The 22,498-nt window shown below is 39.4% G+C and carries 13 protein-coding genes; 11 read left to right on the top strand and 2 right to left on the bottom strand.

Annotated features, from left to right (window positions below; all coding sequences use genetic code 11):
• Positions 1 to 5: 5 nt before the first annotated feature.
• The 4 genes from atpA (at position 6) to OCF95_RS01665 (ending at position 4,327) form a co-directional block, all read left to right on the top strand.
• Positions 6 to 1,511: a F0F1 ATP synthase subunit alpha gene (gene atpA, locus OCF95_RS01680; protein WP_000996629.1), complete on the top strand. Its 1,506-nt coding sequence runs from the start codon at positions 6 to 8 to the stop codon at positions 1,509 to 1,511.
• Positions 1,512 to 1,526: 15 nt separating this feature from the next.
• Complete coding sequence (locus tag OCF95_RS01675; protein ID WP_000301224.1) at positions 1,527 to 2,405, top strand: F0F1 ATP synthase subunit gamma; 879 nt, start codon at positions 1,527 to 1,529, stop codon at positions 2,403 to 2,405.
• An 85-nt stretch (positions 2,406 to 2,490) separates the two neighbouring features.
• Positions 2,491 to 3,897, top strand: coding sequence for a F0F1 ATP synthase subunit beta (gene atpD / locus OCF95_RS01670; protein WP_000094357.1), 1,407 nt, complete (start codon positions 2,491 to 2,493; stop codon positions 3,895 to 3,897).
• A 10-nt stretch (positions 3,898 to 3,907) separates the two neighbouring features.
• On the top strand, positions 3,908 to 4,327 hold the full coding sequence (locus tag OCF95_RS01665) for a F0F1 ATP synthase subunit epsilon (RefSeq protein ID WP_004256585.1): 420 nt from the start codon (positions 3,908 to 3,910) through the stop codon (positions 4,325 to 4,327).
• Positions 4,328 to 4,371: 44 nt separating this feature from the next.
• Here OCF95_RS01665 and OCF95_RS01660 read toward each other — a convergent pair whose 3' ends face one another.
• Positions 4,372 to 5,385 carry a lactonase family protein gene (locus OCF95_RS01660; RefSeq protein WP_261104737.1) on the bottom strand — a complete coding sequence of 338 codons (1,014 nt, stop codon included), beginning with the start codon at positions 5,383 to 5,385 and terminating at the stop codon, positions 4,372 to 4,374.
• A gap of 197 nt (positions 5,386 to 5,582) precedes the next feature.
• On the opposite strand from OCF95_RS01660, the gene OCF95_RS01655 reads away from it, so the two are divergent.
• The 7 genes from OCF95_RS01655 (at position 5,583) to OCF95_RS01625 (ending at position 20,894) form a co-directional block, all read left to right on the top strand.
• Positions 5,583 to 7,565 carry a peptide ABC transporter substrate-binding protein gene (locus OCF95_RS01655; RefSeq protein WP_049544035.1) on the top strand — a complete coding sequence of 661 codons (1,983 nt, stop codon included), beginning with the start codon at positions 5,583 to 5,585 and terminating at the stop codon, positions 7,563 to 7,565.
• A gap of 117 nt (positions 7,566 to 7,682) precedes the next feature.
• Positions 7,683 to 8,849, top strand: a complete 1,167-nt coding sequence (locus OCF95_RS01650; RefSeq protein ID WP_261104735.1) for an AI-2E family transporter — start codon at positions 7,683 to 7,685, stop codon at positions 8,847 to 8,849.
• The gene (locus tag OCF95_RS01645; protein WP_261104733.1) at positions 8,839 to 10,068 is read left to right on the top strand and encodes a tetratricopeptide repeat protein; all 1,230 of its coding nucleotides are present in this window, start codon (positions 8,839 to 8,841) and stop codon (positions 10,066 to 10,068) included. Before OCF95_RS01650 ends, OCF95_RS01645 begins: the two co-directional genes overlap by 11 nt.
• Positions 10,069 to 10,208: 140 nt before the next feature.
• A complete protein-coding gene (locus tag OCF95_RS01640; protein WP_261104732.1) occupies positions 10,209 to 10,850 on the top strand; it encodes an amino acid ABC transporter permease in 642 nt (213 codons plus the stop codon).
• A 9-nt stretch (positions 10,851 to 10,859) separates the two neighbouring features.
• Positions 10,860 to 11,489, top strand: coding sequence for an amino acid ABC transporter ATP-binding protein (locus OCF95_RS01635; protein WP_261104730.1), 630 nt, complete (start codon positions 10,860 to 10,862; stop codon positions 11,487 to 11,489).
• 9 nt (positions 11,490 to 11,498) lie between these two features.
• Positions 11,499 to 12,338 (top strand): amino acid ABC transporter substrate-binding protein, encoded by an 840-nt coding sequence (locus OCF95_RS01630; protein WP_261071267.1) that lies wholly within the window; start codon positions 11,499 to 11,501, stop codon positions 12,336 to 12,338.
• Positions 12,339 to 12,521: 183 nt separating this feature from the next.
• Complete coding sequence (locus OCF95_RS01625) at positions 12,522 to 20,894, top strand: Rib/alpha-like domain-containing protein (protein WP_261104729.1); 8,373 nt, start codon at positions 12,522 to 12,524, stop codon at positions 20,892 to 20,894.
• 110 nt (positions 20,895 to 21,004) lie between these two features.
• Here OCF95_RS01625 and lysS read toward each other — a convergent pair whose 3' ends face one another.
• Positions 21,005 to 22,495, bottom strand: a complete 1,491-nt coding sequence (gene lysS / locus OCF95_RS01620) for a lysine--tRNA ligase (RefSeq protein WP_261104724.1) — start codon at positions 22,493 to 22,495, stop codon at positions 21,005 to 21,007.
• Positions 22,496 to 22,498: the final 3 nt, after the last annotated feature.

Here is a 22,498-nt window from a genome sequence, read left to right as displayed (position 1 = left end):
TTCTTTTGGCAATTAACGCACAAGAAATCAGCGCTTTAATTAAGCAACAAATTGAAAATTTCAAACCCAATTTTGATGTGACTGAAACAGGTGTTGTAACCTATATCGGGGACGGTATCGCGCGTGCTCACGGCCTTGAAAATGCCATGAGTGGAGAGTTGTTGATTTTTGAAAACGGCTCTTATGGGATGGCTCAAAACTTAGAGTCAACAGACGTTGGTATTATCATCCTAGGTGACTTTACAGATATCCGTGAAGGCGATACAATCCGCCGTACAGGTAAAATCATGGAAGTCCCAGTAGGTGAAAGTCTCATTGGTCGTGTTGTGGATCCACTAGGTCGTCCAGTTGACGGTCTTGGAGAAATCCACACAGATAAAACTCGTCCAGTAGAAGCGCCAGCTCCTGGTGTTATGCAACGTAAGTCTGTATCAGAACCATTGCAAACTGGTTTGAAAGCTATCGACGCCCTTGTACCGATTGGTCGTGGTCAACGTGAGTTGATTATCGGTGACCGTCAGACAGGGAAAACAACCATTGCGATTGATACAATCTTGAACCAAAAAGGTCAAGATATGATCTGTATCTATGTAGCGATTGGACAAAAAGAATCAACAGTTCGTACGCAAGTAGAAACACTTCGTCAGTACGGTGCCTTGGATTACACAATCGTTGTGACAGCCTCTGCTTCACAACCATCTCCATTGCTTTTCCTAGCTCCTTATGCTGGGGTTGCCATGGCAGAAGAATTTATGTACCAAGGGAAACATGTTTTGATTGTTTATGATGATTTATCAAAACAAGCGGTAGCTTATCGTGAACTGTCACTCTTACTTCGTCGTCCTCCAGGTCGTGAAGCCTTCCCAGGGGATGTTTTCTACCTTCACAGCCGTTTGCTTGAGCGCTCAGCTAAAGTTTCTGATGAACTTGGTGGTGGATCCATTACTGCCCTACCATTTATCGAGACACAAGCAGGAGATATCTCTGCCTATATCGCAACCAACGTGATTTCAATCACTGATGGACAAATCTTCCTTGGTGATGGTCTCTTCAATGCGGGTATTCGTCCAGCCATCGATGCGGGTTCATCTGTATCTCGTGTAGGTGGTTCTGCACAAATCAAAGCCATGAAAAAGGTTGCTGGTACACTTCGTATCGACCTTGCTTCATACCGTGAGTTGGAAGCCTTCACTAAGTTTGGTTCTGACTTGGATGCAGCAACACAGGCTAAGTTGAACCGTGGACGTCGTACAGTTGAAGTCTTGAAACAACCTGTTCACAAACCATTACCTGTTGAGAAACAAGTAACCATTCTCTATGCTTTGACACATGGTTTCTTGGATACTGTTCCAGTAGATGATATTGTTCGTTTCGAGGAAGAGTTCCATGCCTTCTTTGATGCTCAACATCCAGAGATTTTGGAAACCATTCGTGATACAAAAGACTTGCCAGAAGAAGCAGTCTTGGATGCTGCGATTACAGAGTTTCTCAATCAAACCAGCTTCCAATAAGAATAGAGGTGTCAGATGGCAGTATCTCTAAATGATATTAAAACAAAAATCGCCTCAACAAAAAATACGAGTCAAATCACTAATGCCATGCAGATGGTATCAGCTGCTAAGCTAGGTCGTTCTGAAGAAGCTGCTCGCAACTTCCAAGTTTATGCTCAGAAAGTTCGTAAACTTTTGACGGATATTCTTCATGGGAATGGAGCTGGCAGTTCAACCAATCCGATGTTGATTAGTCGTCCAGTTAAGAAGACAGGCTATATCGTCATTACTTCAGACCGAGGTTTGGTTGGAGGTTATAATTCTTCTATTCTGAAAGCCGTTATGGAGTTGAAAGAAGAATACCATCCAGATGGTAAAGGTTTTGAAATGATCTGTATTGGTGGGATGGGAGCTGATTTCTTTAAGGCTCGTGGTATTCAACCACTTTATGAACTTCGTGGCTTGGCAGATCAACCAAGCTTTGATGAAGTTCGTAAGATTATTTCAAAAACTGTTGAAATGTACCAAAATGAACTTTTTGATGAACTCTATGTCTGCTATAACCACCATGTCAATACGCTAACCAGTCAAATGCGTGTGGAACAAATGCTTCCGATTGTTGACTTGGATCCAAATGAAGCGGATGACAGTTACAGTTTGACCTTTGAGTTGGAAACTAGTCGAGAAGAAATTTTGGAGCAGTTGTTGCCTCAATTTGCAGAAAGTATGATTTATGGTGCTATTATCGATGCTAAGACAGCTGAAAATGCTGCTGGTATGACAGCCATGCAAACAGCGACAGATAATGCTAAGAAAGTCATTAATGATTTGACAATTCAGTATAACCGTGCCAGACAGGCGGCGATTACACAAGAAATTACAGAAATCGTAGCAGGAGCTAGTGCCTTAGAATAGGCACTAGTCCAGCTCGTATGAAAATGAACTTAGGACCTAGTTAAGCTAGGGACCGACAGTATCTTATATAGAATAGGAGAAGGAGATGAGTTCAGGTAAAATTGCTCAGGTTATCGGTCCCGTTGTAGACGTCTTGTTTGCAGCAGGGGAAAAACTTCCTGAGATTAACAATGCACTTGTCGTCTACAAAAATGACGAAAGAAAAACAAAAATCGTCCTTGAAGTAGCCTTGGAGTTGGGAGATGGTATGGTCCGTACTATCGCCATGGAATCAACAGATGGGTTGACTCGTGGAATGGAAGTATTGGACACAGGTCGTCCAATCTCTGTACCAGTAGGTAAAGAAACTTTAGGACGTGTCTTCAATGTTTTGGGAGATACCATTGACTTGGAAGCTCCTTTTACAGAAGATGCAGAGCGTCAGCCAATTCATAAAAAAGCTCCAACTTTTGATGAATTGTCTACCTCTTCTGAAATCCTTGAAACAGGAATTAAAGTTATCGACCTTCTTGCCCCTTACCTTAAAGGTGGTAAAGTTGGACTTTTCGGTGGTGCCGGAGTTGGTAAAACCGTCTTAATCCAAGAGTTGATTCATAACATTGCCCAAGAACACGGTGGTATTTCAGTATTTACCGGTGTTGGGGAACGTACTCGTGAAGGGAACGACCTTTACTGGGAAATGAAAGAATCAGGCGTTATCGAGAAAACAGCCATGGTATTTGGTCAGATGAATGAGCCACCAGGAGCACGTATGCGTGTTGCCCTTACTGGTTTGACAATTGCTGAATACTTCCGTGATGTAGAAGGCCAAGACGTGCTTCTCTTTATCGATAATATCTTCCGTTTCACTCAGGCTGGTTCAGAAGTATCTGCCCTTTTGGGTCGTATGCCATCAGCCGTTGGTTACCAACCAACACTTGCTACGGAAATGGGTCAATTGCAAGAGCGTATTACATCAACTAAAAAGGGTTCTGTAACCTCTATCCAGGCTATCTATGTGCCAGCGGATGACTATACTGACCCAGCGCCAGCAACAGCCTTCGCTCACTTGGACTCAACAACTAACTTGGAACGTAAGTTGGTACAATTGGGTATCTACCCAGCCGTTGACCCACTTGCTTCAAGCTCACGTGCCTTGGCACCTGAAATTGTTGGAGAAGAGCACTATGCAGTTGCTGCTGAAGTAAAACGTGTTCTTCAACGTTACCATGAATTGCAAGATATTATTGCTATCCTTGGTATGGATGAGCTTTCTGATGAAGAAAAGACCTTGGTTGCTCGTGCTCGTCGTATCCAGTTCTTCTTGTCACAAAACTTCAACGTTGCTGAACAATTTACTGGTCAACCAGGTTCTTATGTTCCAGTTGCTGAAACTGTTCGTGGCTTTAAGGAAATCCTTGATGGTAAACACGACCACTTGCCAGAAGATGCCTTCCGTGGTGTAGGTTCTATCGAAGATGTGATTGCAAAAGCTGAAAAAATGGGATTTTAAGAGGTGATCTATGGCTCAGTTAACTGTCCAGATCGTGACACCAGATGGTCTCGTCTATGATCACCATGCCAGCTTTGTATCAGTTCGAACTCTGGATGGTGAGATGGGAATCTTGCCACGACATGAAAATATGATTGCAGTTTTAGCAGTTGATGAGGTTAAGGTTAAACGTGTAGATGATGAAAATCACGTGAACTGGATTGCAGTGAACGGAGGCGTTATCGAAGTTGCCAATGGCGTTGTCACAATTGTTGCTGACTCTGCAGAACGTGCTCGTGATATCGACGTTAGTCGTGCAGAACGTGCCAAACTTCGAGCAGAGCGTGAAATTGAAGAAGCACAAGACAAACACTTGATTGACCAAGAACGTCGTGCGAAGATTGCACTGCAACGTGCCATTAACCGTATTAATGTCGGAAATAGACTATAAGAAAAAAATGAACTTGAGTTACCAAGTTCATTTTTTATGTTTTCTTAAGGGGCAAAACTGATGCAGACTGCTTCTGGGACATGGAAGTCATTAGAAAGTTCTGCTAGACGTCCAGTTTCAGAGTTGCGTTTAAAGACGGTTGCATTGTCAGAGTCTTGATGGACAGCAATGACAAATTCTTGGTCTGGTGTCAAATCAAAATCACGTGGAGTCTGACCATGTGTCGGAACGATTTCTAACAACTCTAAGCTACCGTCCGCAAGAATTGTATATACTGCGATAGAATCATGACCCCGGTTAGAGGCGTAGAGGTATTTACCATCTTTAGAGAGACGAATAGCAGCAGTACCATTAAAGCCTTCATAACCGTCTGGTAGAGTTGAAATGACTTGCATGCGTTCAAATTCGCCAACACCATCGTAGATTAGAACCTCGATAGTGCTATTGAGTTCACAAATGAGATAAGCGATTTTATAATGGTTATGGAAAATAATATGGCGTGAGCCTGCTCCTGGCTGGCTATGATAGGTATAGAGCTTAGATAATTTTCCTTCTGAATCAAGATCATAAGTAATTACTTGGTCAGTACCCAAGTCGCAGGTCACTAGATAGTGGTCAGGTGTTAAATCTGAATAGTGAACATGTGGAGAAGCTTGATTTTCATGTGGACCTTGGCCACTGTGTTGATCAACATCACTAAGTAGAAGACGACCATCTTCCTGACGTTTATAAACAAGGACCTGTCCCTTGTGGTAGTTTGCTGCGTAAACCAAATCACGCTCTTCATCAACGGCAACATAACAGTGGGGGGCTCCCTCTTCAACGACGTGATTTAATAAGGTGCCATTAGTTTGATAGGCTGCAATTCCACCCTTATCGTCTTGACTACCAACAGTGTATAAATGTTGATGCTGGTCAAAGGCAAGGTAGGTCGGACTTGGTTCAGCTGCAAAAAGTTCTAGATTTGAAAGCAGACCAGTTTCTGTATCAAAGTCTGCCATGTAAATCCCTTGGGAAGTACGACGTGTATAAGTTCCAAAATAAACAGTTTCTTTCATTACTATACCTCTGTGTAAAGATAAGACTATTATATCACAAAAACAAGCCAATTAAAGACATCCAATTAGATGTAAGCACTTTAAAAAAATAATTGATTGTTTTTTTAAAAAATATAATAACATTGAGATTGTTTTCCTTACTTTTCTTCTTAAAAGTGCTATAATGAATTCATAAAATGTTTAAAGGAGTCCTTACTATGAAAAAACGAGTTTTTTTAGCGACTGGAATTGCAGTTTTGTCTACTGCCGTTCTAGCAGCGTGTTCATCTGGTAATGGTAATAAGGATGCTACTAAGCCAGTGACTTATGCCTATGTGTTTACATCAGATCCTGTTACTTTGGATTATACAGTTTCTGGGAATGTCAGCACTAAACAGATTACAGGTAATGTTATTGACGGATTACTAGAAAATGATCAATATGGAAATTTAGTTCCATCAGTTGCAGAAGATTGGACTGTTTCTAAGGATGGTTTAACCTATACCTATAAAATCCGTCAGGGCGTCAAATGGTATACAAATGAGGGGGAAGAGTATGGTGAAGTCAAGGCTCAAGACTTTGTAACTGGTCTGAAACATGCAGCAGATAAGAAATCACAGGCTCTTTATCTCGTACAGGATTCTATCAAAGGATTGGATGACTATGTAAATGGGAAAACAACAGATTTCTCAACAGTAGGTGTAAAAGCAACAGATGATTATACTGTTGTTTACACTTTGAATCATCCAGAATCTTTCTGGAATTCTAAGACAACGATGGGAGTTCTAGCTCCAGTAAGTGGAGATTTTTTGGCTTCTAAAGGAGATGATTTCGGTAAGGCTACTGATGTAACGAGCATTCTCTACAATGGGGCTTTCCTTCTTAAGGGCCTTACTTCGAAATCTTCTATCGAAATGACCAAAAACCAAAACTACTGGGATAAGCAGAATGTCTTTATTGATGATATCAAGTTATCCTTCTTTGATGGTCAAGATGCAGACTCCCTAGGACGAGGTTTTGATGAGGGACATTATCCAGCAGCTCCACTCTTTAAAAACTCTGCCAACTATGAACGTCTAAAAGAAAAGTACAAGGATAATATTGTATATGGTCAACAAAGAGGTGGCGTCTTCTATATGTCTACTAATATTGATCGTGTGTCATACAATCATACTGCTAAAACAAGTGATGCAGAAAAAACCTCTACTAAGAAAGCACTTTTAAATAAAGAGTTCCGTCAAGCCTTGGCATTTGCTGCAGATCGTAAAGCAGCTGTTTCTCAGGTGTTTGGAGATGAAGTAGCGCCTCGTAAGTTACGTACAAGTTTCACTCCTCCAACATTTGTACAAGTAGGAGATCAAACATTTGGTCAAGTTACTAAGACAGAATTGGATAAATTGGATAATGTCTGGAAAGATGTCAGTCTTGATGATGCCCAAGATTCACTTCATAATGTAGACAAGGCTAAGGCTAAGTTTGAATCTGCTAAGAAAACTCTTCAAGCTGATGGAGTACAGTTTCCTATTCATTTAGATCTTCCAGTTTCATCTACTCAGACAGATTTTATTCATCAAGCTCAGTCTTATAAACAATCAATTGAAGAAGCCATCGGCTCTGAAAATGTAGTTGTTGATATTCAACAAGTTTCTGATGATGAATTGGGAAGCATGACTGTTCTAGCGACATCAAATAATAATGTTGATTGGGACATTAATGTTAATAGTGGTTGGAGTCCGGATTATGCAGATCCATCAACCTATCTAGATGTATTTGATCCAACTTCAGGTCCAAGTGTCCTCAGTTCTCTTGGTGTAGCACCAGGAACAGACAATCCAGTCATTAAAACAGTTGGATTGGATAAATACAAAGAATTGATTGATGATGCAAATAGTGAAAAAATAGATCTGCAAAAACGTTATTCTAAATATGCTAAGGCGCAAGCTTGGTTAACAGATAGTGCTCTGGTTATTCCTGTACACTCAGACGGTGCCCAAATGCTTGTAACGAAGAAAGTATTAGGCAGTGGTGCTGATGGTTGGGTTGGTGACAAAACAGGCGACAACAGTTATAAATATCTTAAACTCCAAGATAAGATTGTCACTTCTAAAGAAATGGATGAGTTCCGCAAGAAATTTGCTGATGAAAAAGCCAAATCCAATGCTGATTATCAGAAGAACTTAGACCGTCATATTCAAGACTAATCAAATCTCCTCTTTTGAGGAGATTTTTTATGTCGCGGTCTCCATGTAAGCACTTTAAAAAAGAGTTATTTTGATTTAAAAATGGTATAATGAGAGAACAATAGAAAGGAAGTATTTATGGAGCAAAAAGAGAAACATTTTAGCCTATCTTGGTTTTTCAAGTGGTTTTTGGATAATAAGGCCATTACGGTATTTTTGGTAACCTTATTATTGGGACTGAATCTTTTTATTTTAAGTAAGATTAGTTTTCTATTTTCACCTGTTTTAGACTTTTTGGCGGTCGTGATGTTGCCAGTCATTCTATCTGGTTTACTATACTATTTATTAAATCCTATTGTTGATTGGATGGAGAAACACAAAATCAATCGTGTTATAGCGATTAGTATTGTCTTTGTCATCATCGCTCTCTTTATCATTTGGGGTTTGGCAGTAGCTATTCCAAATCTACAACGTCAAGTTTTAACATTTGCAAGAAATGTACCAATCTACCTCGAAGATGCTGATCGAGTTATTGATGATTTGGTAACTAAGCGTTTACCAGATGATTTCAGGCCTCAGTTAGAGCAAGTTTTGACAAACTTCTCAAGTCAGGCTACAGTTTGGGCAAGTAAAGTTTCTTCTCAGGCAGTCAACTGGGTAAGTGCCTTTATTAGCGGTACTTCTCAAGTGATTGTTGCCTTGATTATCGTTCCTTTCATGCTCTTTTATCTCTTACGTGATGGAAAAGGCCTACGTCACTATTTGACCCAATTCATGCCAACGAAATTGAAAGAACCTGTTGGACAGGTCTTGTCAGATGTGAATCAACAGTTGTCCAACTATGTTAGAGGGCAAGTAACAGTGGCTATTATTGTTGCGGTAATGTTTATGATTTTCTTCAAGATTATTGGTCTACGCTATGCAGTTACGTTGGGGGTAACTGCTGGTATTTTAAATCTGGTTCCTTATCTTGGTAGCTTCCTAGCCATGCTTCCTGCCCTAGTATTGGGCTTGATTGCGGGACCAGTCATGCTTTTGAAAGTAGTGATTGTCTTTATCGTGGAACAAACTATTGAAGGCCGTTTTGTCTCTCCACTGATTTTGGGAAGTCAATTAAACATCCATCCTATTAATGTTCTCTTTGTTTTGTTAACTTCAGGATCCATGTTTGGTATCTGGGGAGTTTTACTCGGTATTCCGGTTTATGCTTCTGCTAAAGTTGTCATTTCAGCCATTTTCGAATGGTACAAGGTAGTCAGTGGCCTATATGAAGAAGAGGGCGAGGAAGTCAAGAGTGAACAATAGTCAACAGATGTTACATGCTTTGGAAGAGCAAGATTTAGCCAAGGCAGAGCACTATTTCGCCGAAGCTTTAGAAAATGATCCAAGTGACCTTCTGTATGAGTTAGCAACTTATCTTGAAGGAATTGGTTTCTATCCTCAGGCCAAGGAAATTTACCTGAAAATCGTAGAGGATTTCCCAGAGCTTCATCTTAATCTAGCAACAATCGCTAGCGAGGATGGTCAAATCGAAGAAGCCTTTGCTTATCTTGAGGAAATCCAAGCTGACAGTGACTGGTATGTCTCGGCTTTGCTTCTTAAGGCAGATCTTTACCAGTTGGAAGGTTTGACAGATGTGGCGCGTGAGAAACTGCTGGAGGCTTTGACCTACTCAGAGGATCCTCTCTTAATATTTGGCTTGGCAGAGTTGGATAGTGAGTTGGAAAATTACCAAGAAGCTATTCAAGGCTATGCCCAGTTAGATAATCGCTCAATTTATGAGCAAACAGGCATTTCTACCTATCAACGAATTGGCTTTGCCTATGCTCAGTTAGGGAAATTTGAAACGGCTACAGAGTTTTTGGAAAAAGCCCTGGAGTTAGAATACGATGACCTAACAGCTTTTGAGCTGGCCAGCCTTTACTTTGATCAAGAAGAATACCAAAAAGCTGTCCTCTATTTTAAGCAGATCGATACCATTTCTCCTGACTTTGAAGGCTATGAGTATGGGTACAGTCAGGCCTTACATAAGGAACACCAAGTTCAAGAAGCCCTGCGTATCGCTAAGCAAGGATTAGAGAAAAATCCCTTTGAAACTCGTCTCTTGCTGGCTGCTTCACAATTTTCTTATGAATTGCATGATGCTAGTGATGCAGAGAACTACCTCCTTACTGCTAAAGAAGATGCTGAGGATACGGAAGAAATCTTACTCCGTCTAGCTACTATTTATCTGGAGCAGGAGCGTTATGAGGATATTCTAGACTTGCAGAGCGAAGAGCCAGAAAATCTCTTGACCAAGTGGATGATTGCTCGTTCCTATCAAGAAATGGACGATTTGGATACTGCCTATGAGCTTTACCAAGAATTAGTAGGGGATTTGAAGGACAATCCAGAGTTTCTGGAACACTATATCTATCTTTTGCGTGAATTAGGTTACTTTGAGGAAGCAAAAGTCAATGCACAAACTTATTTAAAACTGGTTCCAGATGATGTGCAAATGCAAGACTTATTTGAGAGATTATAAGAATATATTTTTAAAAACTGTATCTAATCATTTTTGATAGATATAGTTTTTCTTTTTCAAATAGAATTTTTTTACAAAAATTCTTGGTTATTTTGTTTATTTATGCTATAATAGGAACAATTATTTTTAGGAGGTGCAGTATGTCTTATTTGTTTGAGATATTACCGAGTTTATTGAGCGGTGCAAGCATGACTTTGCAGGTTTTTGCACTGGTCTTGATTTTTTCTATTCCTTTGGGCGTTTTGATTGCCTTTGCCTTGCAAGTCCATTGGAAGCCCCTCCATCATTTGATTAATATTTATATTTGGATTATGCGAGGCACACCCTTGCTCTTGCAATTAATCTTTATCTATTATGTGCTGCCAAGTATTGGGATTCGTTTGGACCGTCTTCCTGCGGCTATCATTGCCTTTGTATTGAATTATGCGGCTTACTTTGCTGAAATCTTCCGTGGTGGGATTGATACCATTCCTAAAGGTCAATATGAGGCTGCTAAGGTCTTGAAGTTCAGTCCTTTTGCCACAGTACGCTATATTATCTTGCCCCAAGTGACCAAGATTGTTCTTCCTAGTGTCTTTAATGAAGTCATGAGTTTGGTCAAGGATACCTCTCTGGTCTATGCTCTAGGCATTTCAGACCTTATCTTGGCTAGTCGCACAGCTGCCAACCGTGATGCTAGTCTAGTTCCTATGTTCTTGGCAGGAGCCATTTACTTGATTTTGATTGGGATTGTGACTATTCTTTCCAAAAAAGTTGAGAAGAAGTACAGTTACTATAGATAGGAGACTGCCATGTTAGAATTACGAAATATCAATAAAGGCTTTGGTGAAAAGCAAATTTTATCTAATTTCAGTCTAAAAATTCCTGAAAAGCAAATCCTAGCTATCGTAGGACCTTCTGGTGGAGGTAAGACAACCCTCTTGCGTATGCTTGCGGGTCTTGAAACCATTGATTCAGGGCAAATCTTTTATAATGGAGAAACTTTAGAACTGGATGAACTAGAGAAGCGGAATTTACTGGGATTTGTATTCCAAGATTTTCAACTTTTCCCTCATTTATCCGTTCTAGACAATTTGACCTTATCGCCCGTAAAAACCATGAGAATGAAGCAAGAAGAGACTGAGAAGAAGGCGCGAGGGCTTTTGGAACAATTAGGACTGGCTGGTCATGCAGACGCCTATCCTTTCTCACTATCTGGTGGTCAAAAGCAGCGGGTAGCCTTAGCGCGTGCTATGATGATTGACCCAGAAATCATTGGCTACGATGAACCAACTTCTGCACTTGATCCAGAATTGCGCTTGGAAGTGGAAAAACTGATCTTGCAAAATAGGGAACTTGGCATGACGCAGATTGTGGTTACCCACGATTTACAGTTCGCTGAAAATATCGCAGATCAGATTCTCAAGGTTGAGCCCAAGTAGGAGGTGCCAATGACTAATAAGAAAATTGCTTTAGTATTGGTTTCTCTCCTGACTCTTTTTTTAACAGCTTGTACTCAGAAGGCTAGTGATCCAAAGCAGGATAACTGGGATAAATATCAAGAGCAGGGGACCATTACTATTGGTTTTGACAATACCTTTGTACCCATGGGTTTTGAAGAAAAGAATGGCCAATATACAGGCTTTGATATTGACTTAGCACAAGCTGTCTCTGAAAAATTAGGTTTTAAGGTTCAATTTCAACCCATTGACTGGGATATGAAGGAGACGGAACTGCAAAATGGAACCATTGATGCCATCTGGAATGGCTATTCTGCCACTGATGAACGCCGAGAGAAAGTTGCCTTTAGCATTCCATATATGGAAAATCAGCAAGTTCTGGTTACGAAGAAAAGCCAGCAGATTCGTTCAGTAGAGGATATGAAGGATAAGACCTTGGGAGCCCAAGCAGGTTCCTCTGGTTATTTAGACTTTGAAGCCCAGCCAGATTTACTGAAAAATCGTGTCAAAGACCAGAAGGCTAATCAGTACCAGAGTTTTAATGAGGCCTTGATTGACTTGAAAAATGATCGGATTGATGCCTTGTTGATTGACCGAGTGTATGCTAATTACTATCTCCAGTCTGAGGGGATATTAAATGACTACAATGTCTTTTCAGCAGGATTTGAAAGTGAATCCTTTGCGGTCGGAGTTAGACCAGCTGATAAAAGATTATTAACAGCATTAAACCAGGCCTTTATCGAACTATACCAAGAAGGAAAGTTCCAGGAAATCAGCCAAAAATGGTTTGGAGAAGATGTAGCAACAAAAGAAGTGAAAGAAGGAATCTAAATGACGGTTTCTTCTTTTTATTTATAATATAAGAGTTAGATATCGCTTGACAGATTGATTATTGTTCGATAATATATTAAATGGAAAGATGACATATTACTATATTTATTTGTGGTTTAAAGTTATTTTTTACATCAAAGTATCATATATTAACAATTCATATTATGTTGGAGGAATCTATTTATGTTTAATTCTAAAGGACGATATGTTCGTCAATCGCAGGTGGAAAAATTCACACGTTACAGTATTCGTAAGGTTAGTTTTGGTGCGGCTAGTGTGGCTGTAGCTACTGGACTGTTTTTCCTTGGTGGAGGAAGCGTCCAAGCGGCTGAACAATTAACCAATTCAGAACATACAGAAGTTCAAAATCCTCAAAATCCTCAAAATCTAACTGATAAGTCCTCGGAAACCTCTAAGGAAGTTACTGGACAAGAATTTGTTACTGCTAAAGAGCCCGATGGACAAAATAATACTTCTGTAAAGGAGTCTGCTACTGACAAACAAGCCAGTGAAGCTGAAACTCCAAATGTAGTGACGGAAAAAGTTGCTATTAATACAGCATCGTTAGAAGATTTAGTTGCTAAAGCTGAAAGTAGATTGAGTCAATTAACTGAAGGCAAGAAAACAAAATCAGTCATTGATGATGCTAAAAATTTGGTTCATAAAGCAAAAGAGCTTTTAAATGATGATACAAAAACACAGTCAAACGTTGATGCACTTGCTAAACAACTTTCAAGTAGCCTTATCATTTTAAACAGTATCAATTCAGAAGCAACTGAAGAAGAAAAAGTAAACCAAAACCAAGATTCTAGAAATGGACAAGCTATCCCTGGTAAAGGGGAAAGTGAGTTTAGAGCTGATTCATCTAGTAACGGTGCTACAACTACAGGAACTAGTGATACAATCACACCAACAAATCCAGCGCAACCAACTGCGAAAAATATTATCGGAAGCACAAGTACAGTATCACGAGAAAACTTTACTGGTTGGGATACTTATACAATGCCGTTCGGGAGTCGCCATCCAGGTCAAGGTGATTTAGGTGTTAATACTCCAGAGAAAATAGCAGATGCTGCTGACTTAGAGTTTAGAGTGTTCTCTGATCAAAGAGCTGGTACAAGACCTAGTCCTGGACCATCTAACTATACTTATGATGGTAAAGAGAGTGATGTAAAGGCTCGTATTGACTATGGATTGAAACTTCCTGCTGAAGAAGTCCAAAAAATTATAGAAGAAGCTCCACTATGGCGTGGAAAGCTAAGATATAATGGAACTAGTATTTCAAGTCAAATCCCAGCAACTTACTATGGAAATGGACCTTATGAATATCTGCTTTCTAGTATCTATAAACTTGGATATGAACAAGGTATTGATAAAGTATACATTAAAGATGTAAGTAAACGTATTGAAGTAACAGAAGCTGCTAAAAAGGCTGGTTGGACTGTTTCAGATTTCAATGTGTCCAATTTCCCGAATGGTTTATTTTATGACAAAGCAACAGATAGTGTGCAAGGGGTTGTAACACATAGAAGTCCATTTAACTATCAACAAGTAAAAGCTCGAGTAACGTTTAAAAATACTATTACTGGTAAAAGTGTTACGATTCCACTAGATGATCATAGATTTGGTGGAACAGCATGGAAAGATGGAACACCACCAACACTAGAAATTAACGATACTGTTAAAGAAGGGAAAGTTGGAGAAGCACTAACTGTTCCAGTAGAATATAGAGATGCTGGAGCTTCGCATGCTGGGGTACCAAATAATAGAAGAGTTTCTTATACTTTAACGAATGAAAATGGAACCCCAATTGGACGTACAACTACAATCACAGAAACTGTAGGACGTGCTATTCTGGGTGTTTCTGGAGCGAAGATTACAGGAACGACAGGTACTGGTGCTGCTACGCCTACAGAATTAACGGGAAATGAGACGAAAATTCCAGGTGTCGGCTTCACAATTGCATCTGATGATATGACTGAAAATAATCCAAATGGATTTAAAGGAACACCGACTGAAGCTGGAATTTATCGAGTTTCAATCTATGCAAGAGATTATCAAGAGACAAATGCCAATGAGGCATACGCACACGCAACATTTAAAATTGCACCTTCAGTATCTGTAAAAAATGTACATGCTTACGATACAGAAGTTCCGATTACAATTTCTAAAGGGGCTTCAGAAGCGACAATTACATTACCAGATGGAACAAATACAAAAATTGTTGCTAAAGATGGTAAATGGGTTGTATCAGAAACAACAAATACTGCTGTAAACGTCAATGATGAAATTGGTTCAGTTGGAGAAACGTTTAAATTGAAAGTTCTTCCAACAGCAACAGCAAATGCCGCAACAGATACGATTAACGTAACTGCAAATAGTGAAAATATTACAGCAACGTTTACACGAGCCGAAGTAACATTAAAAACGCAGCTAGGAGAAAATGTAGTAGCAACATTCAATAAAACTAGTGGTCGTTGGGAATTATCTGGTGAGACTGCTGAGAAGAAAACTCCTAACAGCGACGGTACAACAACATGGTTAAAACGTGACCTATATGTTGATGTGAATAAAGATGGAGAAACAATCTTTAATGTTTACGAATATACTCGAACATTAAACGCAGAAGGAAAAGTTACAGCCGTCAATAATGTATCTCGTACATTAACGACGTATAAAAAAGAAAATACGGCGAACAGTTCAGCAGATTCAGCAACTGATACTAATAAAGGAATGGTTGTAACTGTTAAATATGATAAAGGATTAAATAAATGGTCTGCTGATGATAATTCTACTGTAACAGCAACAAAAACTGGAGATAAGTGGACGATTTCAACTACATCAGGATTTAAAGGAACAGTTGATGCAGTAGAAACAGCAAGTTCTTCAGATAAAGCGTCTATATTAAATGATGCTCCGTCTATTAGCTCAAGTTTATATACTACTGTAAAAGGTGCTACAGTAGATTTAGTAAAACAAAAATCAGCTGCAGTAACAATTACAGATACAGAAGATGATGCGACAACTGCTCCAAATAAAAAGGAAACAACAGTTACAAAAGTAACGTTAACATCTCCTTCAGGAACAGTAACAGAATATAGAAGTGCAGCAGAAGCAGCAACTGTTAAATTATCAGAAGTAGGTACTTACACAGTTAAAGTTGAAGTAAAAGATAGTAACGGAAATATCGTTACTGCGGATACTGAAACGGATACTGGAACAAATAAAGGTGCCGAAACTGCAGTGAATTCAACTACCTATACAATTACTGTAAAAGATCAAGAAACGAATAAATTGTATACAGTTGAAGATGATGCAGTAACAAATGATCAGTTGAAAGAAAAAGTAAACCCTACAGCTGTAGACGGCTTTACTCCAACTAAAAATGATATTACAGATATTCCTACAACAGCTAAAAAAGCAGGTCAAACACTAGAAGTGCCAGCAACAGTAACTTATACAAAAGGAACTGAAACAATTCCTGTAGAAACTAAAGTAGATGTTGTAGTTTTACCAAAAGTAGAACCAACAGGTGTAACAGTTCTTAAAGATAGCACTGGTTTAGATGAAGCAGTTAAAGCGAAAGCAGTAGAAGCAGCAACTGCAGTTCCAACTGATAAATTGCCAGATGGTGTAACTGTAAGAGTTAAAGAAGTTAAAGCAGGAACAGTACCGGAAACAACAGCAACTGGAGTACAAAAGCCAGCAACAGCAGTTGTAGAGTATGTAAAAGATGGTAAAGTAGTTGCAACTAGAGAAGTAACAGTCCCAGTAACAGTAGTAGGTTCAACAGCTAAGAAATTAGTAGTATTTGAAGGGGATACTGTTACAAAAGATGATGTGAAAGGTGCTGTAACACCAGGTACAGACGGAACAAAAGGTGAACCTGTCATTGCTGAAGATATTACTGCTAAAGCAGGAAATAAAGAAGCGACAATCCCGGTAACATATGATAATGGTAAGTTAACCGAAACAGTGAAAGTTCCAGTAACAGTTTTACCAAAACCAGAAGCAGATGAAATTCTTGTTCCTAAAAATGGCGACAAAGAAAAAGCAAAAGAAAAAGTACTTGCTCAAGCTGAAAAAGCGATTGCTGATGGAACATTTACAGGTAAACTACCACAAGGTGCTAGAGTTGAAATTGATAAAACAGCTACAGTAACAGTCCCTGACTTAACAGATGATACTGAAGTGGATGTGACTGTTAAATACATTGTAGATGATGAAGAGAAAACAACAACTGTTAAAGTACCAGTTACAGTAGTTGAAGGTATACCACAAATCGTCCCAGTTGATGAAAACAACAAACAACCAGATCCAGAAAAGAGCATTGATAAAACAGATTATCCAGAAGGATCTACATTTAGATATAAGACTCCAGATGGGCAAACATCTCCAATCGATGTAACAACAACTGGTGATAAGAATGTGATTGTTGAAGTACTTGATCCACAAGGAAATACAATCGTTGAAGTACCAGCAACTGTACGTGTAGTTGATAGTACACCACAATTTGTAGTAGCAAATCCAGCTAAGAAACAACCTGAAGCGAAAGATAGTGTTACACCAGGAGAATATCCAGATGGCACAACATTTGAATACAAAACACCAGTAGATACAACAACTGCAGGTGAAAAAGATGTAACTGTTGTAGCTAAGTTAAATGGTCAACCAATTGCAGAAGTTCCTGCGAAAGTAGTAGTTGTAGATCCTAAGACACAATACGTAGTAGCAGATCCAAGCAAACCACAACCGGATGCAGCTAAGAGCATTGATCCAGAACAATACCCAGAAGGAACAACATTTGAGTATAAGACTCCAGTAGATACAACAACACCAGGAGAAAAAGATGTAGTTGTCATTGCAAAAGATGGAAATGATACACTTGTAGAAGTACCAACAAAAGTGAAAGTTGTACAAGGTTACCCACAAATTGTTCCAGTAGATGAAGGTAAGAAACAACCATCACCTGAAGATAGCATTGATTCGAATGATTACCCAGATGATGCAACATTTGAGTATAAAGAAGAAGTAGATACATCTAAACCAGGTGATAAGAAAGTTACCGTTGTTGTGAAACAAGGGGATAAGGTATTAGTTGAAGTGCCATCTACAGTTCGTGTAGTGGAAGGTTATCCTAAATATGTACCAGTAGACCCAGCTAAGAAACAGCCAGATCCAAAAGAAAACATTAATCCAAATGATTTCCCAACTGGAACAACATTTGAATATAAAGATAACACTCCAGTAGATACAACAACACCAGGTGATAAACCAGTAACGGTGGTAGCTAAGCTGAATGGACAACCAATTACAGAAATTCCAGCGACAATTGTAGTAGTAGAACCTAAGACACAATATGTCCCTGTGAATGCTGAAAATGATAAGAAACCAAAACCAAAAGATAGCATCACTCCAGATGATTATCCAGAAGGTTCAACATTTGAATACAAAACTCCAGAAGGACAAGCAACTCCATATGATGGAACAACACCGGGTGAAAAAGATGTTACTGTAGTCGTGAAAGATTCGGATGGAGATACAATTGTAGAAGTACCTGCGAAGATTAAAGTCGTTCAAGGTAAAGAACAATTAACTCCAGTAAATGCTGAAGATAAAGATAAACCTAAAGCTGAAGATAGTATCACACCAAGTGATTATCCAGAAGGTTCAACGTTCGAATACAAAGTTCCAGAAGGACAAACAACTCCATATGATGGATCAACACCAGGTGATAAACCAGTTACTGTAGTTGTAAAGGATAAAGATGGGAAAGTGTTAGTAGAAGTTCCAGCTACTATTAAAGTAGTTGAAACAAAACCAACACCAATTGAAACACCTGTAACAAATACGCCATTAAAAGAAGAAGATTATACTAGAGGTCTAAATATTCCAGACGGAGCAACAGCTAAAGTAGGAGACTTACCAGATTTAACAACACCTGGAGAAAAAACTCCTGTAAAAGTAACGATTACATTACCAAATGGTAAATCTTATACTGTAGATATTCCTGTAACAGTCACACCAGTTAAGGAAATCGAAACACCAGTTACAACAGAAAAACTGACTCCAGAGAATGTATTAAAACAAATTAAAGTACCAGAAGGAGCAACAACTAAGGTAGGAGATCTTCCAGACTTAACAACACCAGGTAAGAAAGACCCAGTGAAAGTAACGATTACATTACCAAATGGCAAAGTAGTGACAGTAGACGTACCAGTAACAGTCACACCAGTTAAGGAAATCGAAACACCAGTTACAACAGCTAAATTGACTCCAGAGGATATTTTAAAACAAATCAAAGTACCAGAAGGAGCAACTACTGAGGTAGGAGACCTTCCAGACTTAACAACACCAGGTAAGAAAGATCCTGTAAAGGTAACAGTAACATTACCAAATGGAAAAGTGATTACAGTAGAAGTGCCGGTAAATGTAACACCAATTAAGGAAATCGAAACACCAGTCACAACAGCTAAATTGACTCCAGAGGATATTTTAAAACAAATCAAAGTACCAGAAGGAGCAACAACTAAGGTAGGAGATCTTCCAGACTTAACAACGCCAGGTAAGAAAGATCCAGTGAAGGTAACAGTAACATTACCAAATGGTAAAGTAGTGACAGTAGACGTACCAGTAACAGTAACACCAGTTAAGGAAATCGAGACACCAGTAACAACCACACCATTAACACCGGACGATTATACTAAAGGAATTAAGATTCCAGAAGGTGGTAAGGTTACTAAGGTTGAAAACATTCCAGATTTAACAACACCTGGAGAAAAAACTCCTGTAAAAGTCACGATTACATTACCAAATGGCAAAGTAGTGACAGTAGACGTACCAGTAACAGTAACACCAGTTAAGGAAATCGAAACACCAGTAACGAAAGATAAATTGACTCCAGAAGATATCTTGAAACAAATCAAAGTACCAGAAGGAGCAACAACTAAGGTAGAAAACATTCCAGACTTAACAACGCCTGGTAAGAAAGACCCAGTGAAAGTAACGATTACATTACCAAATGGCAAAGTAGTGACAGTAGACGTACCAGTGAATGTAACACCAATTACACCAATTGAAACACCAGTAACAACAGCTAAATTGACTCCAGAGGATATTTTAAAACAAATCAAAGTACCAGAAGGAGCAACAACTAAGGTAGGAGATCTTCCAGACTTAACAACACCAGGTAAGAAGGATCCTGTAAAAGTAACGATTACATTACCAAACGGTAAAGTTGTGACTGTAGAAATTCCAGTAAATGTTACACCTATTGAAGATATTGTTAAAAAACAAGGAGATCCAATTACTGCTGAGGATGTTGAAAAACACATTCCAAAAGGAGTCAAAGTTATTTCTATTGGAGATAAACCTACAACGGATGTTCCAGGGGAAAGACCAAGTATCCCAGTAGAGATTGAATTACCAAATGGAATTCGCGTAACGATGAACATTCCAGTAATCGTAACACCGAAAGTAACACCTGTAGTAGTTCCAGTAGGGACACCAGTTACGCCAGAAGATGTTAAGAAACACGTAGAATTGCCAAAAGGATGGAAAGTAACAAAAGTAGGAGAAATTCCAACAACAACTACACCAGGAACAAAACCAGTCGTTTCAGTAGAGATTGAATTACCAGATGGTCGTAAGATTACTGTCGATGTACCAGTCATCGTTACGCCAACCGTAAGACAAATTGTTGTACCACAAGGAACTACAATCACACCAGACGATGTGAAAGGACATATTGATCTTCCAAAAGAACCAGGATGGGAAATTGTCGAAGTAGGAGAAATCCCAACAACAATTCCAGCTGGAGTGAAACCAAGTGTTAAAGTGAAGATTAAAGTTCCTACTGGAGAAATTGTTGAAGTAGAGGTACCAATTATCGTAACACCGACAGTAACTCCTATTGTAGTGGAAGTTGGAACACCGATTACTGAAGATGAAGTGAAAAAATATGTAGATCTTCCTGAAGGTTGGAAAATTACTAAAGTTGGAGAAATTCCAAAAACAAATACACCAGGTGATAAGCCATCTGTAACGGTTGAGATTGAATTACCTGATGGACGTAAAGTGACAGTAGAAGTTCCTGTGAAAGTAACTCCTAAATCTAATCATGGTAATAGTCAAGGTAACAATGGTAGTTCAACTATTCATATCGTAACACGTTATCAAGATGGTGATGGTAAAGAAATTTCTCCAGAAGAAAATGGTAGCCATGAACCTAAGACTTTAGAAGGTTATGAATATATTAGTACTAAAACAGATAAAAATGGCAATGTGATTCATACCTATAAAAAAGTAGCTACCCCAACTCGCTCTGAGCAACCTGTTTCGCCAGTTCGTCCTACAGATCCAGATAAACCAGTAGTTACTCCAACTCAGGTAAGTCGAACAGAATCAAATCAGGCAGTTAGTGAAACAACCGTAGCCAATGACAAGAAGGAATTACCAAATACTGGTACAGACGATAAGAACATTTTATCTAGTCTTGGACTTCTTGGAATGTTGGGTGCATTCGGACTTGTAGCTCGTAAGAAAAAAGAAGACTAAGAAAGAAACTTCCTTTCTAAAGTTCGATAAAAAATAGACTGAGGTGAAAACTTCAGTCTATTTCTTTGTACTATAAAAAAATCCTCTGGCAAGTACCAGAGGATAAGAATCTATTTCATTGTTGGGAAGAGCAATACATCACGGATAGTGGTTGTATCAGTGAGGAGCATGCAGAGACGGTCGATACCGATTCCCAAACCACCTGTTGGAGGCATACCGTATTCAAGAGCCTCGATGTAGTCGTAGTCGATGCCTGTCGCTTCATCGTCACCAAGTTCTTTGGCTTTAGCTTGGGCTTCAAAACGGCTAAGTTGGTCGATTGGGTCGTTCAACTCAGTAAAGGCATTACCGTACTCCTTAGTCATGATAAAGAGCTCGAAACGGTCAGTAAAGCGTTCGTCTTCAGGATTTTTCTTAGCGAGTGGAGATACAGCTACTGGATGGCCATAGACAAAGGTTGGTTGGATCAAGGTTTCTTCAACAAACTCTTCAAAGAAGGCATTGATAATGTGACCAACTTCAGTATAGTGTTTCTCAACTGGAACTTTCTTCTCAGCAGCGATAGCTTTAGCTTCTTCCAAAGTCATGTCTTGCCAGAAATCGACACCAGTAATTTCCTTGATAGCATCCACCATGTGAACACGCTTAAATGGTTCGTTGATTTTGATTTCAGTACCTTGATAGTTAACTGGACCATCGCCTTTGACAGCTTTAGCAGCGTGTTGGATAATGCCTTCAGTCAAGTCCATGATGTCTTGGAAGTCAGCATAAGCTTGGTAGACTTCGATAGAAGTAAATTCAGGGTTATGAGTGGCATCCATTCCCTCGTTACGGAAGATACGTCCGATTTCATAGACGCGTTCCATACCACCGACGATAAGGCGTTTCAAGTGAAGCTCAGTCGCGATACGAAGCACCATGTCAATGTTTTGGGCATTGTGGTGGGTGATAAATGGACGGGCCGCCGCACCACCAGCTTCGTTGTGAAGAACAGGTGTTTCCACTTCAAGGAAACCTTTTTGGTCAAGGTAACGACGGATTTCAGAAATGATTTTTGAACGAGTGACAAAGCGCTCAAAGCTTTCACGGTTAGAAATCAAGTCAAGGTAACGTTTACGGTAAATTGTTTCAACGTCTGTCAAACCGTGGAATTTCTCAGGAAGTGGGCGGAGTGCTTTAGATAAGTGAGTGATGTGAGTAGCTTTGATAGAGAGTTCTCCCATATCTGTACGCATCACTTCACCTTCGACACCAAGGAAGTCACCAAGGTCTGCTTTTTTGAAGATATCGTAGTTTTCTTCACCGACAGCATCCTTACGAACGTAAATCTGGATTTGACCTTCGCGGTCTTGAAGGTGGGCAAAACCTACTTTACCTTTACCCCGTTTGGTTACCAAGCGTCCTGCGATAGTAGCTGTTTCATTTTTATCATGTAATTGTTCTTTATCGAGGTCGGCATATTTATCTTTTAATTCTTGTGAATTTGCAGTGCGTTCAAAGCGTTTTCCGAAAGGATCGATTCCTTGTTCACGGAGCGCAGCCATTTTTTCACGGCGAACGATCTGCTGGTCATTTAGTTCTTCCATATGTTCTGTTGACATGGG

This window comes from Streptococcus mitis (genome assembly GCF_946188615.1).
GTDB classification, from domain to species: domain Bacteria; phylum Bacillota; class Bacilli; order Lactobacillales; family Streptococcaceae; genus Streptococcus; species Streptococcus mitis_BZ.
This window is presented reverse-complemented; position numbering and strand designations above follow the sequence as displayed.

Excerpts from the sequence above, each read along its gene's own strand:
- OCF95_RS01660 (WP_261104737.1), bottom strand. The coding sequence starts at position 5,385 with ATGAAAGAAACTGTTTATTTTGGAACTTATACACGTCGTACTTCCCAA.
- OCF95_RS01630 (WP_261071267.1), top strand. The coding sequence starts at position 11,499 with ATGACTAATAAGAAAATTGCTTTAGTATTGGTTTCTCTCCTGACTCTT.
- OCF95_RS01665 (WP_004256585.1), top strand. The coding sequence starts at position 3,908 with ATGGCTCAGTTAACTGTCCAGATCGTGACACCAGATGGTCTCGTCTAT.
- OCF95_RS01655 (WP_049544035.1), top strand. The coding sequence starts at position 5,583 with ATGAAAAAACGAGTTTTTTTAGCGACTGGAATTGCAGTTTTGTCTACT.
- OCF95_RS01635 (WP_261104730.1), top strand. The coding sequence starts at position 10,860 with ATGTTAGAATTACGAAATATCAATAAAGGCTTTGGTGAAAAGCAAATT.
- OCF95_RS01650 (WP_261104735.1), top strand. The coding sequence starts at position 7,683 with ATGGAGCAAAAAGAGAAACATTTTAGCCTATCTTGGTTTTTCAAGTGG.
- OCF95_RS01640 (WP_261104732.1), top strand. The coding sequence starts at position 10,209 with ATGTCTTATTTGTTTGAGATATTACCGAGTTTATTGAGCGGTGCAAGC.
- OCF95_RS01675 (WP_000301224.1), top strand. The coding sequence starts at position 1,527 with ATGGCAGTATCTCTAAATGATATTAAAACAAAAATCGCCTCAACAAAA.
- atpD (WP_000094357.1), top strand. The coding sequence starts at position 2,491 with ATGAGTTCAGGTAAAATTGCTCAGGTTATCGGTCCCGTTGTAGACGTC.
- lysS (WP_261104724.1), bottom strand. The coding sequence starts at position 22,495 with ATGTCAACAGAACATATGGAAGAACTAAATGACCAGCAGATCGTTCGC.
- OCF95_RS01625 (WP_261104729.1), top strand. The coding sequence starts at position 12,522 with ATGTTTAATTCTAAAGGACGATATGTTCGTCAATCGCAGGTGGAAAAA.